At 58.9% G+C, this 25,178-nt stretch carries 24 protein-coding genes; 12 read left to right on the top strand and 12 right to left on the bottom strand.

Annotated features, from left to right (window positions below; translation table 11 throughout):
• Positions 1-64 precede the first annotated feature (64 nt).
• The 8 genes from AB4Y34_RS01180 (at position 65) to AB4Y34_RS01145 (ending at position 7,357) form a co-directional block, all read left to right on the top strand.
• Positions 65-1,225 carry an HlyD family efflux transporter periplasmic adaptor subunit gene (locus AB4Y34_RS01180; RefSeq protein ID WP_368714988.1) on the top strand — a complete coding sequence of 387 codons (1,161 nt, stop codon included), beginning with the start codon at positions 65-67 and terminating at the stop codon, positions 1,223-1,225.
• A gap of 76 nt (positions 1,226-1,301) precedes the next feature.
• The gene (locus AB4Y34_RS01175; RefSeq protein ID WP_368714987.1) at positions 1,302-2,858 is read left to right on the top strand and encodes a DHA2 family efflux MFS transporter permease subunit; all 1,557 of its coding nucleotides are present in this window, start codon (positions 1,302-1,304) and stop codon (positions 2,856-2,858) included.
• Positions 2,859-3,041: 183 nt separating this feature from the next.
• On the top strand, positions 3,042-3,842 hold the full coding sequence (locus tag AB4Y34_RS01170; protein ID WP_176379496.1) for an SDR family oxidoreductase: 801 nt from the start codon (positions 3,042-3,044) through the stop codon (positions 3,840-3,842).
• A 242-nt stretch (positions 3,843-4,084) separates the two neighbouring features.
• The gene (locus AB4Y34_RS01165; RefSeq protein WP_368714986.1) at positions 4,085-4,810 is read left to right on the top strand and encodes a hypothetical protein; all 726 of its coding nucleotides are present in this window, start codon (positions 4,085-4,087) and stop codon (positions 4,808-4,810) included.
• A 109-nt stretch (positions 4,811-4,919) separates the two neighbouring features.
• Entirely contained in the window at positions 4,920-5,117 is a 198-nt protein-coding gene (locus AB4Y34_RS01160; protein WP_368714985.1) for a hypothetical protein, read from the top strand.
• Between the two features lie 461 nt (positions 5,118-5,578).
• Positions 5,579-5,911, top strand: a complete 333-nt coding sequence (locus tag AB4Y34_RS01155) for a hypothetical protein (RefSeq protein ID WP_176379493.1) — start codon at positions 5,579-5,581, stop codon at positions 5,909-5,911.
• Between the two features lie 101 nt (positions 5,912-6,012).
• On the top strand, positions 6,013-6,654 hold the full coding sequence (locus tag AB4Y34_RS01150) for a DUF6436 domain-containing protein (protein WP_368714984.1): 642 nt from the start codon (positions 6,013-6,015) through the stop codon (positions 6,652-6,654).
• Positions 6,655-6,739: 85 nt separating this feature from the next.
• Positions 6,740-7,357: an SCO family protein gene (locus tag AB4Y34_RS01145; RefSeq protein ID WP_368714983.1), complete on the top strand. Its 618-nt coding sequence runs from the start codon at positions 6,740-6,742 to the stop codon at positions 7,355-7,357.
• Here the strand turns inward: AB4Y34_RS01145 and cyoE are convergent.
• From cyoE to cyoA, 5 genes are read right to left on the bottom strand one after another with little or no spacing between them, the layout of a single operon-like run.
• Entirely contained in the window at positions 7,354-8,250 is an 897-nt protein-coding gene (cyoE, locus tag AB4Y34_RS01140) for a heme o synthase (protein ID WP_176379490.1), read from the bottom strand. The two genes, AB4Y34_RS01145 and cyoE, sit on opposite strands and share 4 nt — an antisense overlap.
• Before the next feature lie 36 nt (positions 8,251-8,286).
• Positions 8,287-8,619 (bottom strand): cytochrome o ubiquinol oxidase subunit IV, encoded by a 333-nt coding sequence (gene cyoD, locus AB4Y34_RS01135; protein WP_176379489.1) that lies wholly within the window; start codon positions 8,617-8,619, stop codon positions 8,287-8,289.
• Between the two features lie 2 nt (positions 8,620-8,621).
• Positions 8,622-9,242, bottom strand: a complete 621-nt coding sequence (cyoC, locus tag AB4Y34_RS01130; RefSeq protein ID WP_176379488.1) for a cytochrome o ubiquinol oxidase subunit III — start codon at positions 9,240-9,242, stop codon at positions 8,622-8,624.
• The gene (gene cyoB, locus AB4Y34_RS01125) at positions 9,220-11,217 is read right to left on the bottom strand and encodes a cytochrome o ubiquinol oxidase subunit I (RefSeq protein ID WP_368714982.1); all 1,998 of its coding nucleotides are present in this window, start codon (positions 11,215-11,217) and stop codon (positions 9,220-9,222) included. Before cyoB ends, cyoC begins: the two co-directional genes overlap by 23 nt.
• A gap of 7 nt (positions 11,218-11,224) precedes the next feature.
• On the bottom strand, positions 11,225-12,130 hold the full coding sequence (cyoA, locus tag AB4Y34_RS01120) for a ubiquinol oxidase subunit II (RefSeq protein WP_176379486.1): 906 nt from the start codon (positions 12,128-12,130) through the stop codon (positions 11,225-11,227).
• A gap of 564 nt (positions 12,131-12,694) precedes the next feature.
• Here cyoA and AB4Y34_RS01115 point away from each other — a divergent pair.
• Entirely contained in the window at positions 12,695-13,159 is a 465-nt protein-coding gene (locus AB4Y34_RS01115; protein ID WP_368714981.1) for a hypothetical protein, read from the top strand.
• 249 nt (positions 13,160-13,408) lie between these two features.
• Here the strand turns inward: AB4Y34_RS01115 and AB4Y34_RS01110 are convergent, their stop codons facing one another.
• The 4 genes from AB4Y34_RS01110 to AB4Y34_RS01095 form a co-directional block, all read right to left on the bottom strand.
• A complete protein-coding gene (locus tag AB4Y34_RS01110; RefSeq protein ID WP_368714980.1) occupies positions 13,409-14,098 on the bottom strand; it encodes a response regulator transcription factor in 690 nt (229 codons plus the stop codon).
• Between the two features lie 31 nt (positions 14,099-14,129).
• Positions 14,130-14,501, bottom strand: a complete 372-nt coding sequence (locus tag AB4Y34_RS01105; protein WP_368715163.1) for a response regulator — start codon at positions 14,499-14,501, stop codon at positions 14,130-14,132.
• The gene (locus tag AB4Y34_RS01100; protein WP_368714979.1) at positions 14,501-17,383 is read right to left on the bottom strand and encodes a PAS domain S-box protein; all 2,883 of its coding nucleotides are present in this window, start codon (positions 17,381-17,383) and stop codon (positions 14,501-14,503) included. The genes AB4Y34_RS01105 and AB4Y34_RS01100 overlap by 1 nt, the downstream gene beginning before the upstream one ends.
• 220 nt (positions 17,384-17,603) lie before the next feature.
• On the bottom strand, positions 17,604-17,882 hold the full coding sequence (locus AB4Y34_RS01095; RefSeq protein ID WP_368714978.1) for a hypothetical protein: 279 nt from the start codon (positions 17,880-17,882) through the stop codon (positions 17,604-17,606).
• Between the two features lie 89 nt (positions 17,883-17,971).
• Between AB4Y34_RS01095 and AB4Y34_RS01090 the strand changes: the two genes are divergently transcribed.
• Positions 17,972-19,783 carry a winged helix-turn-helix domain-containing protein gene (locus tag AB4Y34_RS01090; protein WP_368714977.1) on the top strand — a complete coding sequence of 604 codons (1,812 nt, stop codon included), beginning with the start codon at positions 17,972-17,974 and terminating at the stop codon, positions 19,781-19,783.
• A gap of 4 nt (positions 19,784-19,787) precedes the next feature.
• On the opposite strand, the gene AB4Y34_RS01085 is transcribed toward AB4Y34_RS01090, so the two are convergent.
• Entirely contained in the window at positions 19,788-20,543 is a 756-nt protein-coding gene (locus AB4Y34_RS01085) for a response regulator transcription factor (RefSeq protein WP_368714976.1), read from the bottom strand.
• A 419-nt stretch (positions 20,544-20,962) separates the two neighbouring features.
• Between AB4Y34_RS01085 and AB4Y34_RS01080 the strand changes: the two genes are divergently transcribed.
• Both AB4Y34_RS01080 and AB4Y34_RS01075 read left to right on the top strand, forming a co-directional pair.
• Positions 20,963-21,322, top strand: a complete 360-nt coding sequence (locus tag AB4Y34_RS01080; RefSeq protein ID WP_368714975.1) for a hypothetical protein — start codon at positions 20,963-20,965, stop codon at positions 21,320-21,322.
• Positions 21,323-21,670: 348 nt separating this feature from the next.
• Positions 21,671-23,446: a winged helix-turn-helix domain-containing protein gene (locus tag AB4Y34_RS01075; RefSeq protein WP_368714974.1), complete on the top strand. Its 1,776-nt coding sequence runs from the start codon at positions 21,671-21,673 to the stop codon at positions 23,444-23,446.
• A gap of 271 nt (positions 23,447-23,717) precedes the next feature.
• Here AB4Y34_RS01075 and AB4Y34_RS01070 read toward each other — a convergent pair whose 3' ends face one another.
• A complete protein-coding gene (locus AB4Y34_RS01070) occupies positions 23,718-24,155 on the bottom strand; it encodes a hypothetical protein (RefSeq protein WP_368714973.1) in 438 nt (145 codons plus the stop codon).
• 242 nt (positions 24,156-24,397) lie between these two features.
• On the bottom strand, positions 24,398-24,733 hold the full coding sequence (locus tag AB4Y34_RS01065) for a DUF3331 domain-containing protein (RefSeq protein WP_176379478.1): 336 nt from the start codon (positions 24,731-24,733) through the stop codon (positions 24,398-24,400).
• Between the last annotated feature and the right edge of the window lie 445 nt (positions 24,734-25,178).

Raw genomic sequence — 25,178 nt, 5'->3', positions numbered from 1 at the left:
ATCGAACCACTAGCCGTCAAGCATGGCGACGGACCGCACACGCACAACTTTGCTGGAGCTATCGATGAACACCCCTCAGCCACCGTCGGCCAATGAGCCGGGAAAGAAACCCGGTAAGCGCAAATTTCTGATCGTACTGCTCGTCGCTTCCATGGCGATCGCGGGGACGGCCTATGGCGCCTACTATTTCCTCGACGCTCGCTATCACGTGGATACCGACGACGCCTACGTGAACGGTAATGTCGTGCAAATCACGCCCCAGATCACCGGTACCGTCATCGGGGTCAATGCGGACAATACGCAAATCGTGAGGAAGGGCGACCCGATCGTCCAGATCGACCCCGCGGACGCCAGAATTGCCTTGCAACAGGCCGAGGCCAATTTGGGCCAAACGGTTCGCAGAGTCCATGGCCTGTATGTCGACGATGACAGATTTCGTGCAGATATCGCCGAACGCCAGACGGATCTTTCGAAGGCACAGGACGACCTGAAGCGCCGACTTTCCACGGGCATGACCGGTGCCGTGTCCGACGAGGAGATCTCGCACGCCCGCGATGCCGTCAGGTCTGCTCAGGCGGCGCTAGAGGCTGCCCGGCAACAGCTCGGTGCCAATCGCGCATTGACGGCCAACACCTCGATCGGAAACCATCCGGACGTACTCGCGAGCGCCGCACGAGTTCGCGACGCCTACCTGGCTTATGCACGCACCACGTTGCCGGCACCCGTCACAGGATATGTCGCACAACGAACAGTTCAGGTCGGCCAGCGCGTTTCCCCAGGTGCAGCGTTGATGTCCGTGGTGCCGCTCGAGCAGGTTTGGGTCGATGCGAACTTCAAGGAGTGGCAGCTTCGTCATATCAGGGTTGGACAACCGGTCGAGCTGACCGCCGACGTCTACGGCACCTCGTTCGTCTATCACGGCAAGGTGGCGGGCTTTACGCCGGGCACCGGGTCGGCTCTGGCGCTGTTGCCGGCGCAGAACGCCACGGGTAACTGGATCAAGGTGGTGCAACGGCTGCCCGTGCGGGTCGAGATTCCGCCTGAGGAGCTGGAAAAGCATCCGCTGCGGGTGGGGCTGTCGATGAACGTGGATGTCGACGTCAAGGACTCTGCCGGTCCGCAGCTCGACACCGATCCACCGTCGACCTACAAGACTGACGTATTCGCCAAGTACGGCGACGAAGCGGACTCGGCGATCGCACGCATCATCGCCAAAAACGAATGAGCTTCTCTCATTGGGCACGGGCACGTGACAGATATCGTGCCTTTCTCTTCAGACACTCAATTGCAGGACGCTCAGCATGACGACCGACCATCAGAATCCCCCCCCGCTTACGGGGGCGACACTTGCCCTGGGCTCGTTCAGCGTAGGCCTTGCGGGGTTCATGACCGTGCTTGACTCCTCGATCGCCAATGTGGCCATTCCGACCATCTCTGGAAACCTGGGTGTATCGGTCGATGAAGGCACGTGGGTCATCACGGTATTTGCCGCCGCGAACTCCGTATCGATACCCTTGACCGGCTGGCTGACCCAGCGGCTGGGCCAGGTTCGCCTGTTCGTCGGTTCGATTCTGTTGTTCGTCATGGCGTCGTGGCTGTGCGCAATTGCGCCGTCACTACCGATGCTGCTCTTTGCGCGCGTGCTGCAGGGCGCCGTGGCCGGACCACTGATTCCGATGTCCCAGGCGCTGCTAATCAGTTCCTGGCCCAGGGCGAAATCCTCACTGGCACTCTCGCTGTTCTCGATGATCATGGTGGCCGGGCCGATCGTGGGGCCGACACTCGGCGGTTGGGTGACGGACAGCTATAGCTGGTCATGGATCTTCTATGTCAACGTCCCGGTCGGGATATTTGCCGCCGCAATGGTGTGGATGCTGTATCGCCATCGCGACACGCCGACCAAAAAGCTTCCCGTCGATGTCGTCGGACTGCTGCTGCTGATCGTCTGGGTGGCGTCGCTCCAGGTCATGCTGGACAAGGGTAAGGATCTCGACTGGTTCTCTTCGAACACGATCATCGTCCTGACTATCGTTGCCGCAGTGGGGCTGGCGTTTTTCATTGTCTGGGAGCTGACGGACAAGAACCCGATTGTAGACCTGACGCTCTTCAAGCAGCGTAATTTCCTCGGCGGCACGGTTTCGATTGCCGTCGCGTATGGCGTCTTCTTTGGAACGCTGGTGTTGCTTCCGCAGTGGATGCAGGAGTATCTGGGTTACCGGTCATTGGATGCGGGGCTCGCGACGGCGCCACTGGGCATTTTCGCGGTGATCGGTGCACCCATCATGGGGAAAATTCTGCCGCGTTCCGATGCACGCATCATCGGCACGTGCGCGTTCGTCAGCTTCGCGATCGTCTATTACATGCGTTCGTTCTTCTACACGGATATCAGCGAAGGTCACATCGTCCTGCCGACCCTGCTGCAAGGCATCCCGATGGCGCTGTTCTTCGCCCCGCTGACCACGATCATCCTGTCAGGACAACCACCTGAAAGAGTGCCCGCCGCCGCCGGCCTATCCACCTTTGCGCGCATGTTTTTCGGTGGCGTCGGCACGTCTATCGCGGGTGTCGTGTGGAACAACCGGACGATCATGCACCATGAAATCCTGACGCAGCAGTCAAGTCCGACCAACCCGATGTTCAACGCGCAAATCGATACCTACCATTCGTTGCTTGGTCTGGGAAAAGGTGCGGCGTATGCGATGTTCGATCATACGGTGCAGACACAGGCGGCTATGTTAGGGCTGAATGACGTGTTCCATGCCGCCGCGGTCATCATGATACTCATCATCCCGCTCATCTGGATCACCAAGCCGGGCGACGGTGGCAGATCGAACGACGCCGCTGCGGGCTCGCACTGACAACGGCCTGAGGTTCGAGCAGAAAAAACCGTTCGAGGCGAATCAGAAAGCCGGGGCGGTACATGTCCGGCTTCCGCCGGACGATGTCCTAAACCAACCTGAATTCCGTCATTTCTGTCCCGACGAAACGAAGCCAGAATGCAATCACGCGTTCAACATTCACCTTCGAAACGGAGTGAAATCATGGCCCACGCACACCAAGGTACAGCCCTCATTACCGGCGCGTCGTCGGGTCTCGGTGCAGTCTACGCTGATCGGCTGGCACGCCGCGGCTACGACCTGATTCTGGTCGCCCGAAACCGCGACCGGCTGATCGCCCTCGCCGACCGCATCACGAACGACACGCGCCAGAGCATAGAAATCATCGACGCAGACCTCAACGACCGCGCAGCGCTTGCTAGCGTTGAAGCGAAACTGAAACAGGACGCAAGCATCACACTGCTGGTCAACAACGCGGGTGTAGGCACGCATACGCCGCTGCTGGAAAGCGATGTCGATGCGATGACGCGGATGATCGACCTGAACGTCACTGCGCTCACCCGCCTTACGTATGCGGCGGTCCCAGGCTTCATTGCACGCTGCACGGGTGCCGTGATCAACATCTCATCGATCGTCGCGCTCTCGCCGGAGACGCTCAACGGCGTCTACGGCGGCAGCAAGGCCTTTGTTCTCGCCTTCAGCCAGTCGCTGCACCACGAGCTCGCTGACAAGGGCGTACAGGTGCAAGCCGTGCTGCCTGGAGCAACCGCCACCGAATTCTGGCAGACCGGCGGCCTCCCACTCGAGCATTTGCCCGGGGGAATCGTCATGTCTGCCTCCGACATGGTCGATGCGGCTTTGACGGGCTTCGACCGCCGCGAGCTCGTCACCATCCCTTCATTGCATGCCGGCGAAAAATGGGAGGCCTATGAAGCCGCACGGCGCACGATGTCACGGGATCTGTCGAGCGATGTCCCTGCACCGCGGTATGCAACGGCACCATGACTCGCAGAAGTCAAACCTCCACTCTATCCAACCTCCGAGGAAGACGCCCGGCCGCCTCCAAATCTTGCGCCCCGGAGAAAGTCCCCTCGGGTGATTGCCCTTCCGTGGCACCCGGCGGCACACCGCGGCGACAGGCCTGAGATTTAGCGCTCGAATGCCGTTCGTTGCACCCACAAAAGTTGCTGTTATTGCCGAAAACCACCATTCGGCTGGCCGAAGCAATTTTTTCGGAGTGTAAGGTTATGAAGGACCTGCTGACGTTTGCTATTGAGGCCCATGGCGGCCTAAAACGATGGAACGACCTATCGGAAGTATCGGCCGACCTGGATGTTGGCGGAGTACTCTGGGGACTTAAAGGACAACAGGGATTCGTCGGACCATCGCGCATCGCTGCATCCTTACATTACCAGTGGGCGTCGCACTCCCCGTTCCTGGAACCCGCGCACCGTACCGCCTTCAACGCCGAGCACGTGGCTATTGAGACGCAGGACGGACTTCTTGTCGAGGCTCGAGAAAACACGCGGGGGTCATTTGCCGGTCATAAGCTCGAGACGCCGTGGGATCGTATTCAGCTTGCCTACTTTGCGGGATATGCGATGTGGACGTACCTCACATCGCCGTTCTCTTTGGTCACAGAAGGCTTCGAATCGGCAGAAGTAGAGCCGTGGCAAGAAAATGGTGAAACATGGCGAGCGCTTCGAGTCCGCTTCCCTAGATCGATCACCACTCATTCTACCGAGCAGATCTTCTATTTTGACGATGAGGGCCTCTTGAGACGGCACGACTACGACGTGGACATATCCGCTGGATCAGGGGCGGCTCACTATGTCTACAACCATCAGTCGTTCAACGGCACCATCGAGGTCCACCACGACGGCATTAAAGTGCTTTATGCACCGATTTACCTGAACCGGGGAGGTGGGGATGCGGTATGTAACGCGATCTCGCGCAGAGCGGCGCACTTGTGACGTGCGTGGCGTGTGCATGGTGGACCAGTCGAAAGCGGCAAAGGCTGCTTTGGCGCGGCAGCGCGTCACTGCGCGCGTGCTCGTTGGCAAGAATTGGATTCCACGGAGCATGACTTCGGGCCCTCACACGACCGCGCGCCGGCGGGGTGTTCTGATTCGCGCGATCGACAGCGTCAATGCGAAATACCCGGGAATCGCGATGTGCATTGCGATCGCTACTGCGTTGCTGTATTTTCACCTCGCGAGCGACCCAGGCAATCTCGCCCCCGCGACCGTGCATATGCATGTGACCTCGCCTGCAAACTGATCTCGTCGCTTTCCGGGAGATCTGCCCAGCAATGCCGATATCGCGCCACTCATACCCACTCATGCGCTTATCGCTCGCTGCCTGTTCGCTATCGATGGCGGCCTGCGCGACTACGTCCGGTGTCACCAATACGGAGAAGGCGGCTGTGTTTGACGTCGCCGTCACCACACGGGGCGCTCGGCTCTCGTGGGCGGAAGCATATCGAACGGCAGTCAGCCGTGCCCGAGACTACTGCGCACAACGTGGCATGCAGGTCAGAGTGCCATCTCATATCTAACCCAAAGTGCAATTGCGACTACGCCGGGCTTACTTTAAATTCATTCGTAGACGGAAGCTTTCTTGTGGACTTCATCAAAACAGCACCGTTGATTGTGGCTGCGGTGCTGTTCCGCGAGCTGCGTGAGTAGACCAGATTGGTCTTCTCAGTCCGCGCGAGAAGAGGACCTTATCCGGCGACATTGTTGCAATACTTCAAATACCCGATCATGTGCGTTGATCTTGAACAGATAAGAAAACAGGCGGAGTTGATGACCGGTGAAGTGGCCGATACCCTTCGACAAGTCGCCAACGAGATCGAGCTGCTTCGCAAACACCTGGTCGAGGCCCATACCAGCAATGCCGACAGCGAACGACTCAACTGGTTAAGTGAGCAGGCCCATGACGAGTTTTACCGTGACATATGCCGCACCTACATAACACTGCCCCGCATCAAGACGCAGAAGAATGGTGCAACCGCCATGACTTTGAGAGAGGCTATCGACCTCGTTCGCAAGCCTCGGGATCGTGACCGCTAGGAAATATTTCTTCGACCAGCCGCACTGCCCTGTTGCGCTTTGCGAGCGGCAACCGCCGGTTCCGCCGCTGATCACAAGCCTCGATACTTCGCCTGCCGCACATGTTTCCAGCCAATACCGGGGCCCCCCCTCAATCAACCGTTCCCCTGCTGCGACGCCGCCCGGTCATCGTGTTTCTCTGTGCAGCTGTATGCATCCTGGTCGGGACCGGCGTTGCACTGTGGCGATACTTCGGCGTTGGTGGAGTGATTAGTTACTCGAATCAGGCTGTTCTCTTCCGAGACTCCGACCTGCGTCTGCCGCCAGACCTGGCAGGCAATACCGGACGCATTCGTGTCGTGCATTTCTGGGACCCCGACTGCGCAAGCTGTAATGAGAACACCGACGCCCACTTGCACTATCTCATCACGATGTTCAGAGGCGCGGATATCGACTTCTACAGCGTGCGCAAGCCCGGTACCCACGGACAATTACCGGCCTTCCTCCGAGGCAAGCTCAAGCCTTTACCGGGAATCGAAGGAATGGAGCGCATACCGGCCAGTCCCGCTATCGCCATTTGGGCTGCGGATGGAAAGCTCGCCTACGCGGGACCCTACAGCGCGGGTCTTGTCTGTAGTTCGAACAACAGTTTCGTGGAGCCGATTCTCGACAAGCTGGTCGCGGGGGCACATGTCGAACCTGCTCCAATGGTCGCCGTCGGCTGCTATTGCCCGTGGAATATCGGCCGCGGCCAGCACGCATAGAAGTGTAACTTTGGTCGCGCTAACGACACGCTGTGCTCCGCACGCGACCAGCTTCGCCCCTGCCTCCTTCTCATGGAGTTTCAGCATGTCCGAGACCATGAAGCGCCGCCCGTCCCAAAGTGCGCCGTCACCACGTCGCCGCCGTCTGCTCGGTGCTGCGCTCCTGCTCGCCTTGGCGGCGTGCGGCAAAAGAATCTCATCGAAGCTACACGGTGTCGACCTGTCCTCGATGAAGCTACCCGGGACGTTCCATCTGCGCGATACCGACGGCAATCCGCGAACGCTGGAGGACTTCCGGGGCAAGGTGGTCTTGCTTATCTTCGGATACACACGGTGTCCAGACGTGTGTCCGGCGACTCTGGCTCGTGCGGCACAGACCAAGCGTCTGCTTGGAGATCAGGGTAACAGGCTGAAGGTGATCTTTATCACGGTCGATCCGGAGCGGGACACGCCGGCGATTCTGGAGACCTACACTGCTTCGTTCGACCCGACGTTCATCGGACTATACGGAGACGCTCAGCAAACAGCTGAGGCCACCCAATCCTTTGGAGCGTATTACCGCAGAGTCTCATCCGGCAACTCATATACGATGGAACACTCGGCACTTGATTACATAATCGACACCAAGGGCGTGGTGCGCTTCGCGCTGCAGTATGAGGAAAGTGCCGAGGACACCGCGAAAGATCTGAAACTTCTGCTTTAATTCCTCGCGAGCAGCGCGAGATTGGTCGGCAGTTGGGGCCGGGAACTGTCCACCGACATCGCAGCGCTCAATACGCTCACGATGATGATCGACGCAAAGAAGATCTTGCGTGCCCATCTGCCCTCGTTTGACGCGGTACATCCCGCAACGCACAGCCCGAACCAGTACAACCCCGCCACTAGCGCGGCGAGCATATAGATCTTGCCGGCATAGCCAAGGAAGCCGAGTGTCAGGGTGGCCGCCGTAAAGGCGACGATGTAGGCCAACATGTGGCGCTTCGCGGCCGCAAAGCCCCGGACAACCGGAAAAACGGGAATCGAAGCCGCGCGATAATCCTGGGCCCGGAAGATGGCGATTGCATACGAATGCGGCATCTGCCAGAGACTGAACATGACTAGCAATGTGACGGCGGCGGCGTCGAACCTGGTGCTCGCCGCACAGTATCCGGCCACTGGTGGCATCGCACCGGCAATGCTGCCGACCAGCGTCCCGTAAATCGAATTGCGCTTCATGTACAGGCTATATAGCCCAACATACACGGCGTAGCCGACGAGCATCAGCGCGAGGGGCAGGACGCACCGCGTGCCCGCGTAGAGCACGTTCATGCCCGCGAGGACGAGCACGGCGCCATACAGCAAGGCAAACGGCACTGATACGCTGCCGGTCACCATTGGGCGATTGCGTGTCCGGGCCATCAGGCCATCTATATCCCGGTCGATCACGTTGTTGACCACACACCCGGACGCGACGACCAGCATGACGCCGACGGCCACCAGAGCGCCCCGGAGCCAGTCGACGCTGTCGTGCGAACCCAGCAGAAAACCGCCCGTGACGGCGATAAGATTGCCGATCACGATGCCGGGCTTCGTCAGTTGCAGGTAAGGTGGATACATAGTCCGGGGCGTTGTTCGTCGGATGTGCGCGGTAGATCAGTGGATCATCATGTTGAAGTGCATGCTCCAGATGATCCAGACCGAGAGCGCCACGACAATGAACAGGATCACCAGCGTGAACAAGAAGCTGATCAGGTTCCAGCCGCCCTCCGAGGAACGGCTCATGTGCAGGAAGTACACGAGGTGCGCCACCAGTTGCAAAACCGCGAATATCACCGCCACGAGAAGCGTCGTCGCACGCGGCAGCATCGGATGCATGACCAGCGCGAACGGGATCGCCGTCAGGACGATCGAGAGAATAAAGCCCGTATTGTAGGAATTCGCGCTGCCGTGGGCTTGGCCGGCGCGGGTAGTCGCATCGCTTGCCATGGTCAGAATGCTCCGATGAGATAGACAATCGTGAACACGCAGATCCAGACCAAATCCAGAAAGTGCCAGAAAAGGCTCAGGCATGAGAGGCGTGTCACATTCGTGGGTGTCAGTCCTTTGATCGCCACCTGATGCAGGATCACCGCCATCCAGAGCAGGCCGGACGCGACGTGCAGTCCATGCGTGCCGACCAGCGTGAAGAAGCCAGACAGAAACCCGCTGCGCTGCGGTCCGAAGCCTCGCGAAACGAGGTGATGGAACTCGTGCATTTCCATGCCGATGAAGACGGCGCCCAAAATGAAGGTCAGGGTCAGCCATCGGAGCACGGTGTCCTGATCGCGGCGGTGCACGGCAAGCATCGCGTAGCCGCAGGTGATGCTTGAAAGCAGCAACACGAACGTCTCGGCCAGCACGTACGGTAGCTCGAAGATGTCCTTCGGGCCGGGGCCACCTGCAAACGCGCCGCTCAATACGGCGTACGACGCGAACAGCGAACCGAACAGGATGCAGTCGGACATCAGGTAGATCCACATGCCCAGCACCTTGCGCGAGCCCGTGTCGTGGCCGTCTTGCGCGTGCTCGTCCTCAGTCCCGATTGTTTCAATCAGTGTTTGCGTAGACATGGTTCAGATCTCGTTTCATGAGAGTAACGGGTGCTTTTTCGATCCGTGCGATTTCGTCGGCCGGAACGTAATAGTCGATATCGTCGTTATAAGAGCGGACGATCACCGTCGCGATTGTGGCAACGAAGCTGGCCCCCACCAGCCACCAGATGTGCCAGATCAGCGCGAAGCACAGCAGCAGGATGAATACACCGAGGATGAACGGCACGCCGGTGCTGCGCGGCATATGAATCGGCTCGTACCTCTTCGGGCGCGGCGGAAGTCCGCGTTTCTTCGCCGCGTAGAATGCGTCGACGGCATCCACGCGCGGAACCACGGCGAAGTTGTAGAACGGCGGCGGCGACGACGTCGACCACTCCAGCGTGCGCGCATTCCACGGATCGCCTGTGACGTCGAGATTCTGCTTGCGCTCGCGGATACTGACGAGAATCTGCGCGATGAGGAGTCCAATCCCCGCAAGGATGAAGACCGCGCCCACCCACGCGACTTGGAGATACGGCGTCCAGGCCGGGTTGTCGTAGTGATTCAGGCGCCGCGTCATGCCCATGAAGCCGAGCATGTAAAGCGGCATGAACGCGAGATAAAAGCCAATGACCCAGCACCAGAACGAATATTTGCCGAGACGCTCGTTAAGCCTGAAGCCGAAGACCTTTGGGAACCAGTAGTTCAAGCCGGCGAAATAGCCGAACAACCCGCCTGCGATGACCGTATTGTGGAAGTGGGCGACGAGAAACAGGCTGTTGTGAAGCAGGAAGTCGGCCCCCGGAATCGCGAGCAAAACGCCGGTCATGCCGCCGATCGTGAACGTTACGAGGAACGCCAGCGTCCAGAGCATAGGCGTCGTGAACTCGACGCGCCCGCGGTATATCGTGAACAACCACGTGAAGATCTTCACGCCAGTCGGAACCGCGATGATCATCGTCATAATGCCGAAGAAGCTGTTCACGTCCGCGCCCGAACCCATCGTGAAGAAGTGGTGCAGCCAGACGAGGAACGACAGGATACCGATTGCCAGCGTCGCGCCCACCATCGACTTGTAGCCGAACAGCTTCTTTCGGGCGAACGTCGAGGTAACCTCGGAAAATATTCCGAATGACGGGAGAACGAGTATGTAAACCTCTGGGTGCCCCCACGCCCATACGAGGTTCACGTACATCGTCGGATTACCGCCGAACTCGTTCGTATAAAAATGGAAGCCCAGGTAGCGATCAAGCGCCAGCGCAGCCAGCGCAACGGTCAGGATCGGGAAGGCGGCAATGATGATTACGCTCGTGACGAACACCGTCCACGTGAAGATCGGCATCTTCATCAGCGTCATACCCGGCGCGCGCATCCGGAGAATGGTCACGAAGAGGTTAACGCCCGTCAACAGCGTTCCGAGACCCGATGCCTGCAGCGACCATATGTAGTAGTCCACCCCCACTCCCGGACTGAACTTTATGTCCGACAATGGTGGATAGGCGACCCAGCCTGTCTGCGCGAATTCGCCGACGCCGAGCGACAGCATGACGAGCACGACACCCACGACGAACAGCCAGAAGCTGAAGGCGTTCAGGTATGGGTACGCCATGTCGCGAGCCCCGATCTGAAGCGGCACGACGATGTTCATCAGGCCCACGACGAACGGCGTCGCCGCGAAGAAGATCATGATCACGCCGTGCGCCGTGAAGATCTGGTCATAGTGATGCGGCGGCAGGTAGCCCAGGTGCCCGGGACCGGCGAGCGCAAGCTGCGTTCGCATCATGATGGCGTCGGCGAAGCCGCGGATCAGCATCACGATCGCCACGAAGATGTACATGATGCCAATGCGCTTGTGGTCGACCGAGGTGATCCAGTCGTTCCAGAGCACCGTCCATTTTCTGAAGTAGGTGATCGCGCCCAGAACCGCCACGCCCCCGAGCACGATGCCCGCCAGGGTGACCGCGATGATGGGCTCGTGCAGCGGCACGTCCGCCCATGTCAATTTGCCGAACATGGATGTGTTACTCCTCTCTTTTCGACGAAGCGCTGACGTCGAGAGCAGCATGCGCCGCGGCGTCCGCTCCCGGGCCAACGTATTGGTCGATCACCGCCTTGAAAAGGCCCGGCTGAACCTGCGAGAATTGCACGATCGCAGTACCCTGGCTGGGCCTTGCCACTTTCTGGAAGGTGTTGAAATCGAGCCTGTTCGGCGACGTCTGGACCTGCTTCACCCAGTGCTGGAAGTCAGCCTCGCTGGTGGCGGTCGCAATGAACTTCATGTCGGAGAAACCGGGTCCATTGAAATTGCCCGACATGCCACGAAATTTCCCCTCCTCGTTTGCCATGAGGTGCAGCTGGGTCCGCATGCCTGCCATCGCATAGATCTGGCCGCCGAGCTGGGGAATGAAGAACGTCCCCATTGTTGAGTTGGAGGTGATGCTGAACGTCACCTCGCGATGTGCGGGAAATACCAGTTGATTGATCGTGGCGATTCCCAGCTCTGGATAGATGAAGATCCACTTCCAGTCGGTTGCGATGACTTCGACGTTGATGGGCTGGCCGGGCACGTCGAGCGACCGGTACGGATCCAGCTCGTGTGTCGATTTCCACACGATGATTGCCAGTGTGACGATGATCAGGATCGGGATACCCCACACCACTGCTTCGATCCGCGTTGAATGTGCCCACTCGGGCATATACGTGGCGTTGTGATTCGACGACCGGTACTGCCCCGCAAAGACAAAGGTCAGCACGATGGCCGGCAAGACCACGATCAGCATCAACCCGATGCACAAGATGATGAGGTCGCGCTCCTGAAGGCCGACACTGCCCTTCGTGTTGAACACGACCCAGCTGCAGCCACCGAGGCTTGACAGCCCCGCGACTATTGCAGCGGGACGAAGAACTTTCCGGCAGATTTCTCTCATACAGGCACCTTGCTCTATGGCGGCTCTGAAAGCGGCAGGGAAAGGGTTGAAGGAAGAGGAACTTCATTCGATGGAGCCATCGATGTACCTGCTCGTCCTACCGAATCATCGAGCCGCCTTGTCGCCGCGATTACGTCTCGAGTCGTCCTGATAGTCGCCTTCCAGAGAAGATTAGGTGCAAAGCGGTGCGCAACTCAATTGCACAATGGTGTAGGAACATCGCCGCATCGACGCGAGTGAATCTCTTTCCACTCCTCACCTAAAGTGTCATTGCGGCCACATTGGGCATGGCCTAAATTCGTTCAGAGGCCAACGCTTCAAACGCAGGTCTGCCGCACGCCCACGCATGACACCCCCTAGTCGGCGAAAGATTCCTCGTAAATGCACGCGATATGTATATGCACCGTGCAGTGCCGCTAGAGTCGTGGCAGCAGAACTATCAACCTTTAACCGCAACGCCCGCTTAGTGCGTTGAACGTGACTTTTCTTCATGGCGGGTGCGCCATGAGGACACGTGTCCCGCTCAGAGGAGGATATCTCGTGCATCCCAAGAAAGCAGCCGACATGATCGACCCGATGGACTACAAGGACGTCTTATCCGAACGTATTCCCAAAGAACCCATCGAGTTAGCAAAAAAATGGGACCTGCTTTTCAGCGCATCTGTCATCGCGGTATGCGTCTGGGCAGTGATTGAGACACCTTTGGAGCTTGGTGGCGCGCTTGATCCAACCGCGCTGCTTGCCTTGGTGGCGTCGAAGGTACTGCTCAGCATCACTGGCACGGCTGCCGTAGCCAACCTGCGCTTTGCCCGTCAGTTCTTTACGTTCATCTGTGGAGTGAGCGTATTCGCCTTGGCACCAGCGCTACCCCTTGAGTACACGCGCTACGTTGCCATCGCAATCTTCTCGACGATTGAGTGCATTGCCAAAGCAGCGTGCGTTGCATCATTCGCCATCGCGTCGTTGGCGGGAGACAGTGTTGGCGTTCACTTGAGCATAAGAAAACGCACGACCAACGACCAAACATGAGGTTGTGAGCCGCATTGTATCGGCCAAATCAGAGCGCCAGGCGGCCAGCGCCGACCCTTTGCGGGTCAGACGCAAGGCGCTTACGTGCAATCGCTCATACGAACGCGGCGCAGCATCAGTGCTAGACACCCCCGGATCGATGCTCGATTCGTCGCTAGCCGATCGGGAGCAGCGGGAGCTGGCGCGCACACGGCTTCCCGGCGCATGGTCGGGTCGCTCGCGTAGTCTTCCGGCGATTTGCCCACCGCTTTACGCGACTTTTTGCAGCGCGGCGTTGGGCGCGCGGTCGTGATGAAGTCTTCGCGCCATGCTTATCAGTTCGGCGAGCGAGCGTGCGTTCATCTTTCGCATGACCTGCCTGCGGTGCATCTTCACAGTGATCTCGGCGATGCCCATCTCGGCTCCCACCTGTTTGTTAAGGAGTCCGGTCACGACCAACGCCATGACCTCGCGCTCGCGTCCACTGAGTGAGGTGTGGCGATCCCGGATAGACTGCATCTCGGCTTCCTCGCTCAATGCCACGCGGCTGCGCCCGATGGCGTGCCGAATAGCATCGAGCATGACCTGGTCGTCAAAGGGTTTGGTGAAAAATTCAACCGCTCCGGCTTTCATGGCCTGCACTGTCATCGGCACGTCACCATAGCCTGTGATGAAGATGATCGGTGTATCGGTACGCTCGGCGACGATGAGATTCTGAAGGTCGAGGCCGCTGAGATCGGGAAGCATGACGTCCAGCACCAGACAACTCGGGGCCCTGACCCGTGGACGTTCGAGAAAGTCCCGTGCGCAGGCGTACGTCTCTGCCCTGAAACCAGCAAAGCGGATCATGGCTTCGAGCGCCTCACGTACCGAGACATCGTCGTCAACGACGAAGACGACCGGCATGGCTTGTGCCGGCGAGAGTTCCGATTCACGTTCGGCTACATATGCTGGTGTCATTGAGAACTCCATTCGCAGGGACCTGGATGAATCATTTGGCGTAGAGCGCGGCCCGGATCGCCCGGAGCAGAGCGGTATCGCTGAATGGCTTGAAGAGACATTCAACGGCGCCCTTTTCTAACACGCGCAGGCGGAGGGCTTCATCGCCATGCGCCGTGATGAAGATGATCGGAACGGTTTGGCGGCGCTGCTGCAGTTTGCGCTGCAGGTCCCAGCCGGACATACCGGGCATGCACATATCGAGGATCAGGCAGCGCGCCTCGCCAACACAGCTGGAGGCCAGGAACGCCTCCGCCGAAGAAAAGGCGCGCGACGCGAAGCCGAACTCACGCAACAGGTCAGGTAGAGATTCGCGTACCGACTCGTCGTCGTCGACCACCGCGATAAGCGAGCGTTCGACCATCACGGGTCGCTCACGATCTGCTCTATGTCCGAGCGCAGCTGCAGGCCCTTGTCTGCAGAACCGTCCGCGTCCGCCATGCGTTCGGCTCGACACGGGATCGAGAATGAAAAGGTGGCACCAAAGCGCTCGTTCGAGGTGGCCCACAAGCGGCCACCGTGGCGCTCGATTATGCAGCGGCTTACGGACAGCCCGATGCCCAATCCTTCCCTCTTGGTCGTAAAAAACGCGTCGAAGAGCCTGCCCGCATGCTGCGGGGCGATGCCCTCGCCGGAATCAGTCACAGCGAGTCGTACGTGGTCGTCATCGTCGCGCTCTATTTTGACCAGCATTTGCCGTGAGCGGTCATCGATGCCATTCATCGCCTCGACGGCGTTGAGAAGAAGGTTCAGCACCACCTGCTGGAGCTGGACCCTGTCGCCTGTGGCCGGCGGCAGGTTGTCGGCCGTCTCCAGTCGTAGCACGATCCGCTTCTTGCGAAGCTCTGCGCGCAGCAGTTCGATGACGTCGTTCGCGGCTTCGACGAGATCGACGGCATCCGTCGTTACCGCCCTCTTGCCGAATAGCGCGCGCAGACGTGTCATCATCTCCGAGGCACGCTGTCCGTCCCGGATCGTGCGCTTCATGGTCCCGAGCGCGCCCTCGACATTCGGTGGCTGTGCGCTCAGCATGCGCAAGCCTGTGTTGGCGTTGGTCATGATGCCGGCCAGCGGCTGGTTGATCTCGTGCGCAATCGAGGCGGTCAGCGCTCCCAGGCTGTTGACCCTGCTTGCGTGCGCCAATTCGGCGCGCAGGCCGTAGAGCGCTTCTTCGGACTCGCGGCGTTCGGTGACATCATGTACGGCGCCGATGTAGTCCAGCCGGCCCTGCGCGTTACGCGTGGCGTGAGCCTGTATGCGCACATACCTGACCGAGCCGTCGGACAGCAGCAGGCGGTGCTCGAACTCCAGGTGCTGGCCATCTTGCGCCCGCTCGATCATTTCATGCAGCAGATGGAGGTCGCCAGGGTGGACTCGCGCGGCGATCGTGTCCAGCGTGATTCTTACCCCTAGCTCGAGGCCGAAGATTCGATAGAGCTGTTCCGACCAGGTGAATGAACCAGTCTCTGGGCGCCAGCTAAAGCTTCCGCTCAATGTGAGTTGCTCCACTTTGGCCATCAGCGCCGCGCTCTTGCGCAATTGCTCCTCCGCCTGTTTGCGTGCGGTGATGTCACGTGTGACGCCCAGTTGCACGATCGCGCCGTCGCTGTCGTGCATCGGCGCGGCATGGGTTTCGAGGTGCCTTCGCTCGCAGTGTGGCGAAATTAAGTCGAACTCCAGGACGCCATCCCTTCCCGAGCAAATGTTTCTGTTGAACTCGACATACCGCGCGCGATGTTCAGGAGCAACGAAATCGAAGTAACACACACCGATCACGCCTTCCGCACGCACCGATCCCAAAGCGCGGCGTCCAGCCGAATTGACCCACAATACCGTTCCGTTGTTAGCGACGACCGTCACGCTTTCCGGTGTCGTGTCCACGATCGCACGGAAACGCTCCTCGCTCCGCTTCAGCGCGAGTTCGCTCCGTGCACGCTCGATCGCGATACTCGCGAGGTGTGTAAGCCGTCCTGTGAGATCGGATTGAAACGGGGTGGGGGTTCCAGGCTCCGACCGGAATATCGCGAATGTTCCCAGCACTTCGTTTGTACGCGAGAGAATCGGCGTCGCCCAACACGCGCGCAGACCGTGCGCGAGAGTCAGGTCGCGCCATGCCCGTGGCCAGCGTGACTCGGACGCGATATCTGATACGACTATCTGCTCGCTGAGGGACGCTGCTAATCCGCAGGGTCCCATGTCCAGGTGGACGCGGCCGCCACTCGAAGGATAGGTGTAGGTCAAAGCGAGGCCTGGCGCGTTCACCCGCTGGAATGTCATTTCGCCGGGACCGATCAACGCAATGCTGCAGAAGCAGTCGCTCGCGATCTGTTCGACTAGCTGGCATAAGTCATCGAGAACCGTCGGCAGGGGCAGGCCCATGGCGACCATTTCGAGCAGGCGCTTCTCGCCTGCAAGCAACGCCTCGGCCCGCTTACGGTCGTCGATGTCCGTCTGCAAGAAGTACCAGAGAGCGATTCGCCCTTCCTCATCCCGTAGCGGAAAGCCTTGTACGCGGAACCATCGATAAACGCCGTCGAAGCGACGATGGCGCGACTCAAAATCGTATGGCTCGCCGGTTCTGATCGACGCATAAAATCTGGCAATAGTCGCGGGTCGATCATCCGGGTGGGTAAGATCTCTGCTAGTCCACTGCTTCAGCTCGTCAACCGTCGCGCCTGAATAGTTGAGCGTATGGCGATTGGCGTGGAATACCTCCCCCTCCGGCGTAAAAAGAATCACACGAGTAGGCAGCCCATCTACGATTAGCCGAAAGCGCGCTTCGTGTGCGCGCAGGGAAGCTTCGGCTAGCTTACGGTCTTCGATATCCGTATTGATCCCGCACCACTTCACGATCTTGCCTGCAGCGTCGACGACCGGACTGACACGGCACAGAAACCAGCGATACGTGCCGTCGAAGCGACGCATTCGCGCTTCTGCCTCGCCCCGCATGCCAGAAGCAACGACGGCTTTCCAAGTTTCAAGCAGCGCGGGCCGGTCTTCGGGGTGAAATGCCGACTGCCAACCCTCGCCGCACGCGTGCTCTACGGAAAGCCCCGTATATTCGCACCAGCGGTGGTTGACGAATTCAATGCGGCCGTCCGGCACTGCGGTCCATACCAGGCCTGGAAGCGCATCCACGGTACGACTGAGCTCATTTTCCATCGCGGTTCTTCTCTGCAGGCGCGCTACCAGCGCGAACTTTTCCAATCTGCGCCCGTGATGGCGCGCGGTGCGTCTGACTGTCATCGATTTCCCGCAGCCAAACCGGGTGGGAGCCGGCCCAAGCATCCAGGATTTCGGCGCGCAGTATGACGGCCTGGCGGGCTTCGGTCGGCACCAACAGCCGGGTCGACGTTCTGCGTACTCGTGCTGCGCTTCTGGACGTTCCCCGAAGAGGCGCACGCGCCTATGGCTCGAAAAATATTAAGTATTCCATTCAGAATAAATCGTTCCGATGGGACCATTGTTAGCGAGAAGCTGCCCGGAAGTCGTGAGGAGGCGGTGATGTCGAGGTGGAGTTTTGGTGAGGACGGGTTTCGGCGATCGGAGCCCCCGGTGGCGTAACTCGAATCCAATGCGCGGAGATCTCGGCATCGATCCCGCACCTGAGGTTCTTGCCGACGACGATCCTCCCGTACTGCGCGACGCGGTTCGCAATTTCGAACGCGTTCGACATCGCATGGTATTGCGGCCTGCCTTTGATAATTTCGATGGAGCCTTGACGGTAGTTGTCGTCATTCGCCATACAGCGCCTCGACGTAGGGGGGATGCTCGTGCGGACGGTATTCAGCAAAGCTATAATTCTGACAACCAACCGGCTGGTGGAGAGACCCGATGGACGACCTCCGAGTGGGGAACTGGGTGGTCACCCCCAGCCTCAACAGCATCTCTTCCCTAGGCAGGACCGTTCGCGTCGAGCCAAAGGTAATGAAAGTCCTGGTGTGCTTAGCCCAGCACCCGGGAGACACGGTGTCCAAAGAGCAGCTTTTCCAAGCCGTGTGGCCCAGGACCGTGGTGACCGAGGATGTATTGAAGCGCTGCATCGCTGCGTTGCGTCGCGCCTTTGACGACGATGCCCGCGATCCACGTGTCATCGAGACCATCTCGAAACAAGGCTATCGACTGGTCGCACCGGTAGCTGCAGGCAGCACTACGCCTGCCCCCACCGAGAGTGTGATAAACGATTCCATCGTGGTACTGCCGTTCGTCAACATGAGCGCACATCCGGAGCACGAATACTTTGCCGACGGAATCACTGAGGAAATCATCGACGCGCTAGCCCAGATCCAGGAGCTTCACGTCGTGGCACGAAGCTCCGCCTTCTCGTTCAAGGGTAAGCACATCGACCTGCGCATTGTTGGCGAGCAACTGAACGTGCGCACCGTTCTCGAGGGAAGCGTGCGCAGAGCGGATAATCGGCTGCGGATCACGGCACAACTCGTGTCTGCGGTAGACGGATATCATCTTTGGTCGGAGCACTATGACCGTGAGATGAAGGATGTGTTCGCAATTCAGGAGGAGATTGCGCAAGCGATCGTGGAGCGCTTGAAGATCTCGTTCCCGTGGGGTAGGAAAAACCTGGTGAACCCTCGAACCCCGAATCTCGAGGCCTACGAGTCCTACCTGAAGGGTCACGCTCTACTCTACAAGAGGGGGCCCGCTATTTCCCGTGCCCTCGCCTGTTGCCAGCGAGCAGTGGATCTCGATCCAGGCTATGCATTGGCGTGGGCCGATCTTGCAGATTGCTACTCGATGCTTTGCTTCTACGGGTTTGCGGCTCCTCAGGCTTTCATGCCAAAGGCCATAGAGGCCGCTCGACACGCGGTGGCACTAGATTCATCGCTCGCCGAAGCACACTGCGTCCTGGCTCTCACCGCCCTGCTCTGGACTTGGAACACGGCGGAAGCCGAGCGTGAGTTTCTTTGCGCACTCCAGCTGAATCCGAAGTACATCTCTGCACTCGGATGGTACGGAAGCGCTTATCTCCAGTTCTCGGAAGGGCGGCTGGCGGAGGGAATGGAGCAAGCGAGGTTAGCACTGGCAGCGGACCCGCTATCGGCCTACGCACACGCCTTATACGCACTGACCTGTACTGTCGCAGGCAAAACCGGGGAAGGTGTGGAGGTCAGCGGGCGCGCCATCCAACTCGATCCGGAGAGCTTCCTTGCTAACTGGGTGCTGCAGATGGCACTGCTGGTGAATGGTCAGTTCGAAGCGTCCATCGTGGCGGGAGAATCGGCATTGGCGATGTCCGGCCGGCACCCTTGGTCCATGGCCTGGCTTGCCGTGGCCCTCGCAAGTTTGGGCAAAGCCACTGAGGCCGAGGCGATTTACGCCGAAATGCAGGCCCGAGCGCGTCGTGAATATGTTACGCCGACGTCACTCGCTATCGCGGCTTGCGCGGTGGCGCGGGAAGATGAGGCGATTTGCTACGCCCGCGAAGCGTACGAAATCCGCGACACCAATTTATTTTATTTTTCCAGATATTTTCCTTTGTCATATCGGTTGTATCGTTATCCGAAGTTTTGCGAAATCATTGCACAGATGGGGCGCAGTGATTGGTTGCGCGATCAGCCGCCGCTAACGGTTACGCAGGAGCCACGCAGCACAATTTTGCGCGCTGCTCCACCTGACAAGGCTCTTTAGATGGTCATGCAACTGGCTGCTCTATTCGAATAACGGACTTGCTGCTACGGCGCAATACCCCCCATCGCTCACGAAGCTGCGTTGTAGCACCGCCCGTGGGCCCGCATTCAGGATGAAGTCTCCACTCCATGCTTATCAGATCGGCGAGCGAGCGGGCGCTCATCTTTCGCATGACGTGCCTGCGGTGCATCTTCACGGTGATTTCGCAGATGCCCAATTCGCCCCCCACCTGCTTGTTCAGAAGACCGGTCACCACCAACGCCATGACCTCGCGCTCGCGTTGACTGAGCGCGGCGTAGCGATCCTGGATCGCCTGCAACTCGGCCTCCTCCCGCATTGCCGCACGGCTGCGCTCGATAGCCTGGCGAATGACATCGAGCAGGACATGGTCGTCAAAGGGCTTGGTGAGAATATCAAACGCCCCGGCTTTCATGGCCCACACCGCCGTGCGCACCTCGTCGAAGCCGGTCATGAAGATGATTGGCATGTCGGTACGCTCGGTTGCAATCAGTTTCTGCAGGTCGAGGCCACCGAGTTCGGGAAGACTGACGTCCAGCACCAGGCAGTTCGGGACCATCGGGCGCGGGCGCCCAAGAAAGTCCTGCGCGCAAGCAAAAATCTCAGGAATGAGGCCGGCAGAGCGAACCATTGCTTCGAGCGACTCACGCACCGAAGCGTCATCATCGACGACAAATACCACAGGCGTGACGTGCGCCGACGATGATTCCGATTCACGTTCAACTGCGTGGCAGGGTGTCATTACAAGCTCCATTCACAGGCACCTGGATGAATCATTCGATCTTGCAGTCCGATGCGGTCGCAGCCGTCATGCCCACGGACGTCCAGATCGGATGCCTCATGAACTTCAGTCATCTCCGCGGTACACTTTGCACAACAGACGACCGTCATATTCGAGCAATAGAGTTCACGCGCTTCTTGGCGTCCTCCTTCAACTCGCCGCATTCATCGCAGCGAGTCAAGGCACGGACCTGCAACGGTCGTGAGCGCCACCGTTCGAGAGCGTTCATGTCAGCAGCCTTCACGTTGATCTCGGGTGCCGACGGCGATGATGTTCATCGCCATCTTCCGTAGTTCTATCGACGCCGGATCATCTCGGCGTAGTTCAAGCAAATCTCTTGCGTACATGCTCATCATGGTCCTTTCGATAAATATGAGGCTATGGTCAACAGTCCGGTCTTGATCATCCCGCCGCGTCCACACCATCTCCTTCAAAAATATGGTTACGACGGGAGCATTATTGGTGTGGATGTGCCCGAAAGTCGTGAGAAGACGGTAATGTCGCGGTGGAATTTTGGTGAGGACGGTACTATCGTTCGATGGAATCATTCGCCAGCCTTTGGCGTGCGCACCTCTTGCGGGAACTGCTCGAAGCGCCGCACGCGCTCGAGGGTGCCCGCTCGCCGCACCCCGACCAGCCCGCTGGCGGCAACCGAGGCGCTCTATGCCGGCGTATTGCTCGCCGAAATCCGGGATGCCAAGGCTGCCTCGCATCCGGATCCGGCTGCTGGCAACCGATGACTTTCAGACGCGTCGCGCTGCAACAGGGGCGCAAATTCCTCTGCGACAACCTGGAGATCAGTGCCCAGCTCGCCAGGGAGCTATGCAAGCGCGTCTCCGTAGCCGCGCATCAGCGCATCGGGAGATGCGCACGGGGAGATCCAGGCGCCTTGCAAGCACGCATTCAAACACCGCTTTAGGGTGTGTGCGCCGGTCTGATCGACCAGCGCGAATTGCATCGCAACAACCGCGACAGACGCGCTCCACGGCGAGATCGCCGTACAGCTCCTCTGCGTCCGCGAATGCTCATGCGAGCGGTATTCAGCAAAGCTATAATTCTGACAACCGACCGGCTGGAGGAGAGACCCGATGGACGACCTCCGAGTGGGGAACTGGGTGGTGACCCCGAGCCTCAACAGCATCTCTTCCCTGGGCAGGACCACTCGCCTCGAGCCCAAAGTAATGGAAGTCCTGGTGTGCCTGGCCCAGCACCCGGGAGACACGGTGTCCAAAGAGCAGCTTTTTCAGGCCGTGTGGCCCAGGACCGTGGTGACCGAGGATGTATTGAAGCGCTGCATCGCCGAGTTGCGTCGCGCCTTTGACGACGATGCCCGCGATCCACGCGTCATCGAGACCATTTCGAAACGAGGCTACCGGCTGGTCGCACCCGTAACCGCAGGCAGCGCCACGCCAGCCCCCACCGAGAGTGTGATAAACGATTCCATCGTGGTACTGCCGTTCGTCAACATGAGCGCAGATCCGGAGCACGAATACTTCGCCGACGGAATCACTGAGGAAATCATCGACGCGCTAGCCCAGATCCAGGAGCTTCATGTCGTGGCACGAAGCTCCGCCTTCTCGTTCAAGGGTAAGCACATCGACCTGCGCATTGTTGGCGACCAATTGAACGTGCGCACCGTTCTCGAGGGAAGCGTGCGCAGAGCGGATAATCGGCTGCGGATCACGGCACAACTCGTGTCTGCAGTGGACGGATATCATCTTTGGTCGGAGCACTATGACCGTGAGATGAAGGATGTGTTCGCAATTCAGGAGGAGATTGCGCAAGCGATCGTGGAGCGCTTGAAGATCACGTTCCCGTGGGGTAGGAAAAACCTGGTGAACCCTCGAACCCCGAATCTCGAGGCCTACGAGTCCTACCTGAAGGGTCACGCTCTGCTCTACAAAAGGGGGCCCGCGATTACCCGTGCCCTCGCCTGTTGCCAGCGGGCAGTGGATCTCGATCCAGACTATGCATTGGCGTGGGCCGGTCTTGCCGATTGCTACACGACCCTTTGCTGGTACGGGTTTGTAGATCCTCGGTCTTTCATGCCAAAGGGCATAGAGGCCGCTCGACACGCAGTGGCACTGGATTCATCGCTTGCCGAAGCACACTGCGCCCTGGCTCTCGCCGCCCTGATCGGGGCCTGGAACACGGCGGAAGCCGAGCATGAGTTTCTTTGCGCACTCCAGCTGAATCCGAAGTACATCCCGGCACTCTGCTGGTACGGAATTCTTTATCTCCAGTACTCGGAAGGGCGGCTGGCGGAGGGAATGGACCAAGCGAGGTTAGCACTGACAACGGACCCGCTATCGGCCTACGCGCACGCCATATACGCTCTGACTTGTATTGTCGCAGGCAAGACCGGGGAAGGTGTGGAGGTCAGCCGGCGCGCCGTCCAACTCGATCCCGAGAGCTGGCTTGCTAATGGAGTGCTGCAGGCGGCACTGCTGGTGAACGGTCAGTTCGAAGCGTCCGTCGCGGCGGGAGAAGCGACATTGGCGATGTCTGGCCGGCACCCTTGGCCTATGGCCTGGCTTGTCGTGGCCCTCGCAGAATGGGGCAAAGCCACTGAGGCCGACGCGGTTTACGCCGAAATGCAGGCCCGAGTGCGTCGTGAATATGTTACGCCAACGGTACTCGCTATCGCGGCTTGCGCGGTGGCGAGGGAGGATGAGGCGATTCGCTACGCCCGCGAAGCCTACGAAATCCGCGACCCCAATTACCTGCAATTATCCAGATACTTTCCCATGGCGTCCCGCTTGTATCGCTATCCGCGGTTTTGCGAAATCATCGCACAGATGGGGCGCAGCGATTGGTTGCAAGATCGACCGCCACTGACGGCTAGCCAGGAGCCACGTGCATAGGAATGAATTTAGGCTGCGCATGGCTGCCTGCACCACTACAGCAGATGTCATCTCTACGGACAAGCCGAATGTATTTGCCGTCTCTGACAGTACGCGACGCGCTCGGCTGTCGTGGGCTGGAGCCTATCGAGAGGCGCTCAGCAGCGCCAGTGACTACTGCGCACGACGCGGCACGGCATGCAGGCCAGCACGAAACTCGATCTCATACGCAGCGGACATGAACTGGAAAAGGGGAGAACAGAGTTGGCCTTCGAGTGCCGTCGAAGTCAAGCTATTTCTCACAAACGACGGCCGACATGACAAGCGGCATGACTTCTCTCACTGTCGCCGGGCTTCCAGCTTCACTGATGCGATTGTTGACCACATCTTTGCCGGCCATCACGACGACCCCATAGACCTGGTGGGGCACTTCAGCTCCGCCTCGCCTGTGAATGAACATGTCGTCGTTATGGGCGTAGCCAAAAACAGCCCGCACCCTGAATCCAAAAGCGGTGAAGTTCTGATTCGGTCTCACCCGATACACGTTGACCGCATTGTCCGACACTCTCATCGGTAGCGGATCGATCTCCTTTCCTTCGACCAACTGTTCAATGAATGTGTGCGGACCAGCTCGGCAATCGAAGTTTGCACCGATCTCGTGTGCGTGTATTACCCTCGATACGATGGTTGTTCCGATGGCTGCGCATCGAATGAAATGAGAGACTTTCATGGATACCTACCTTTGGAAGATCGGTTCATTTATTAAATAGTCCCATCGGCGCACGATCGCGGTTGCCTCACTGCTAATCATCTCTTGACTCTCCTGATCGTTCATTTTCAAAACGAAGATTAACCGTTAGCCGGTACGCGTTTCAATTGCACTATGGTATAGCCCAAGTTCACACTTCCGCAGCGGCGGAGCCAACGTTTTGTCAGTCGTCAAAATCAGAGCGCGCCAATATAGCCTTCTCGCTACGGCCGGTGAGTCATTCGCCGGAGGTCGCGCGTCCACTGATATTCTCGGGATGCCAAGTTGAATAGCCCCAACGCCTCCACAGATATCATCGCAGACGCGTTAGCCCGAGCAGGGCGTTCGGCGGGACTAAACACGGCATCACCGCGGCGGATTGCACGTTGCGACACAACGCACACACCGGGGGCCCTCGCAAAACGACGACGCCAGCGCTGCTCGCCATAGTGGCATCGCCCTGGCTCCACCCACCGAATGATGAGAGCATCTTCAAACTGTTCAAGAACTTCGATCTGGACACGCGCTACTTCTACTTCAGAGCACTCTCTCGTCATCATTAGCTACTCCTGAAATCGGGCCCGTTTCAATCATTCGCGTATTCACATGTTCGAGACACTTCATCCAATTCATCCTGGAACGGCGAATCATGTGTTCGATGCCGTGAGTGAACAGCGCGACATGACAGCAACTCTAGGATGCAAGCGGTGTGGCGGTCCACTGCACAATGGCTTACCTGCATCTATGTGTCGATGGGAAGTAGCGTCATGTCATATCTAACCCAAAGTGTATTTGCGTCTTCGCGTGGCCTACTCTAGATTGGCTCGTAGGCGGAAAGCCTTCTTGTGGATTTCAGGAAAGCGGCTGACCTGCTCAACCCGAGAGACTAATTTTCTTTAAAGCCATTGACGCGGCGGCGTGCAGTGTCTCCCCGCTTGGTGGCCTGGATCTTCTCGGCCAGCTCGTCATGCACATACCACCGAGATTCGTGGGCAACCTCGTGCC

Source organism: Paraburkholderia sp. BR10954 (assembly GCF_040965775.1).
GTDB classification, from domain to species: domain Bacteria; phylum Pseudomonadota; class Gammaproteobacteria; order Burkholderiales; family Burkholderiaceae; genus Paraburkholderia; species Paraburkholderia youngii.
This window is presented reverse-complemented; position numbering and strand designations above follow the sequence as displayed.

Coding starts and splice junctions, on each gene's coding strand:
- AB4Y34_RS01180 (WP_368714988.1), top strand. CDS start 65: ATGAACACCCCTCAGCCACCGTCGGCCAATGAGCCGGGAAAGAAACCC.
- AB4Y34_RS01175 (WP_368714987.1), top strand. CDS start 1,302: ATGACGACCGACCATCAGAATCCCCCCCCGCTTACGGGGGCGACACTT.
- AB4Y34_RS01170 (WP_176379496.1), top strand. CDS start 3,042: ATGGCCCACGCACACCAAGGTACAGCCCTCATTACCGGCGCGTCGTCG.
- AB4Y34_RS01165 (WP_368714986.1), top strand. CDS start 4,085: ATGAAGGACCTGCTGACGTTTGCTATTGAGGCCCATGGCGGCCTAAAA.
- AB4Y34_RS01160 (WP_368714985.1), top strand. CDS start 4,920: ATGACTTCGGGCCCTCACACGACCGCGCGCCGGCGGGGTGTTCTGATT.
- AB4Y34_RS01150 (WP_368714984.1), top strand. CDS start 6,013: ATGTTTCCAGCCAATACCGGGGCCCCCCCTCAATCAACCGTTCCCCTG.
- AB4Y34_RS01145 (WP_368714983.1), top strand. CDS start 6,740: ATGTCCGAGACCATGAAGCGCCGCCCGTCCCAAAGTGCGCCGTCACCA.
- cyoE (WP_176379490.1), bottom strand. CDS start 8,250: ATGTATCCACCTTACCTGCAACTGACGAAGCCCGGCATCGTGATCGGC.
- cyoD (WP_176379489.1), bottom strand. CDS start 8,619: ATGGCAAGCGATGCGACTACCCGCGCCGGCCAAGCCCACGGCAGCGCG.
- cyoC (WP_176379488.1), bottom strand. CDS start 9,242: ATGTCTACGCAAACACTGATTGAAACAATCGGGACTGAGGACGAGCAC.
- cyoB (WP_368714982.1), bottom strand. CDS start 11,217: ATGTTCGGCAAATTGACATGGGCGGACGTGCCGCTGCACGAGCCCATC.
- cyoA (WP_176379486.1), bottom strand. CDS start 12,130: ATGAGAGAAATCTGCCGGAAAGTTCTTCGTCCCGCTGCAATAGTCGCG.
- AB4Y34_RS01115 (WP_368714981.1), top strand. CDS start 12,695: ATGATCGACCCGATGGACTACAAGGACGTCTTATCCGAACGTATTCCC.
- AB4Y34_RS01110 (WP_368714980.1), bottom strand. CDS start 14,098: ATGACACCAGCATATGTAGCCGAACGTGAATCGGAACTCTCGCCGGCA.
- AB4Y34_RS01105 (WP_368715163.1), bottom strand. CDS start 14,501: ATGGTCGAACGCTCGCTTATCGCGGTGGTCGACGACGACGAGTCGGTA.
- AB4Y34_RS01100 (WP_368714979.1), bottom strand. CDS start 17,383: ATGACAGTCAGACGCACCGCGCGCCATCACGGGCGCAGATTGGAAAAG.
- AB4Y34_RS01095 (WP_368714978.1), bottom strand. CDS start 17,882: ATGGCGAATGACGACAACTACCGTCAAGGCTCCATCGAAATTATCAAA.
- AB4Y34_RS01090 (WP_368714977.1), top strand. CDS start 17,972: ATGGACGACCTCCGAGTGGGGAACTGGGTGGTCACCCCCAGCCTCAAC.
- AB4Y34_RS01085 (WP_368714976.1), bottom strand. CDS start 20,543: ATGACACCCTGCCACGCAGTTGAACGTGAATCGGAATCATCGTCGGCG.
- AB4Y34_RS01080 (WP_368714975.1), top strand. CDS start 20,963: ATGGTCAACAGTCCGGTCTTGATCATCCCGCCGCGTCCACACCATCTC.
- AB4Y34_RS01075 (WP_368714974.1), top strand. CDS start 21,671: ATGGACGACCTCCGAGTGGGGAACTGGGTGGTGACCCCGAGCCTCAAC.
- AB4Y34_RS01070 (WP_368714973.1), bottom strand. CDS start 24,155: ATGAAAGTCTCTCATTTCATTCGATGCGCAGCCATCGGAACAACCATC.
- AB4Y34_RS01065 (WP_176379478.1), bottom strand. CDS start 24,733: ATGATGACGAGAGAGTGCTCTGAAGTAGAAGTAGCGCGTGTCCAGATC.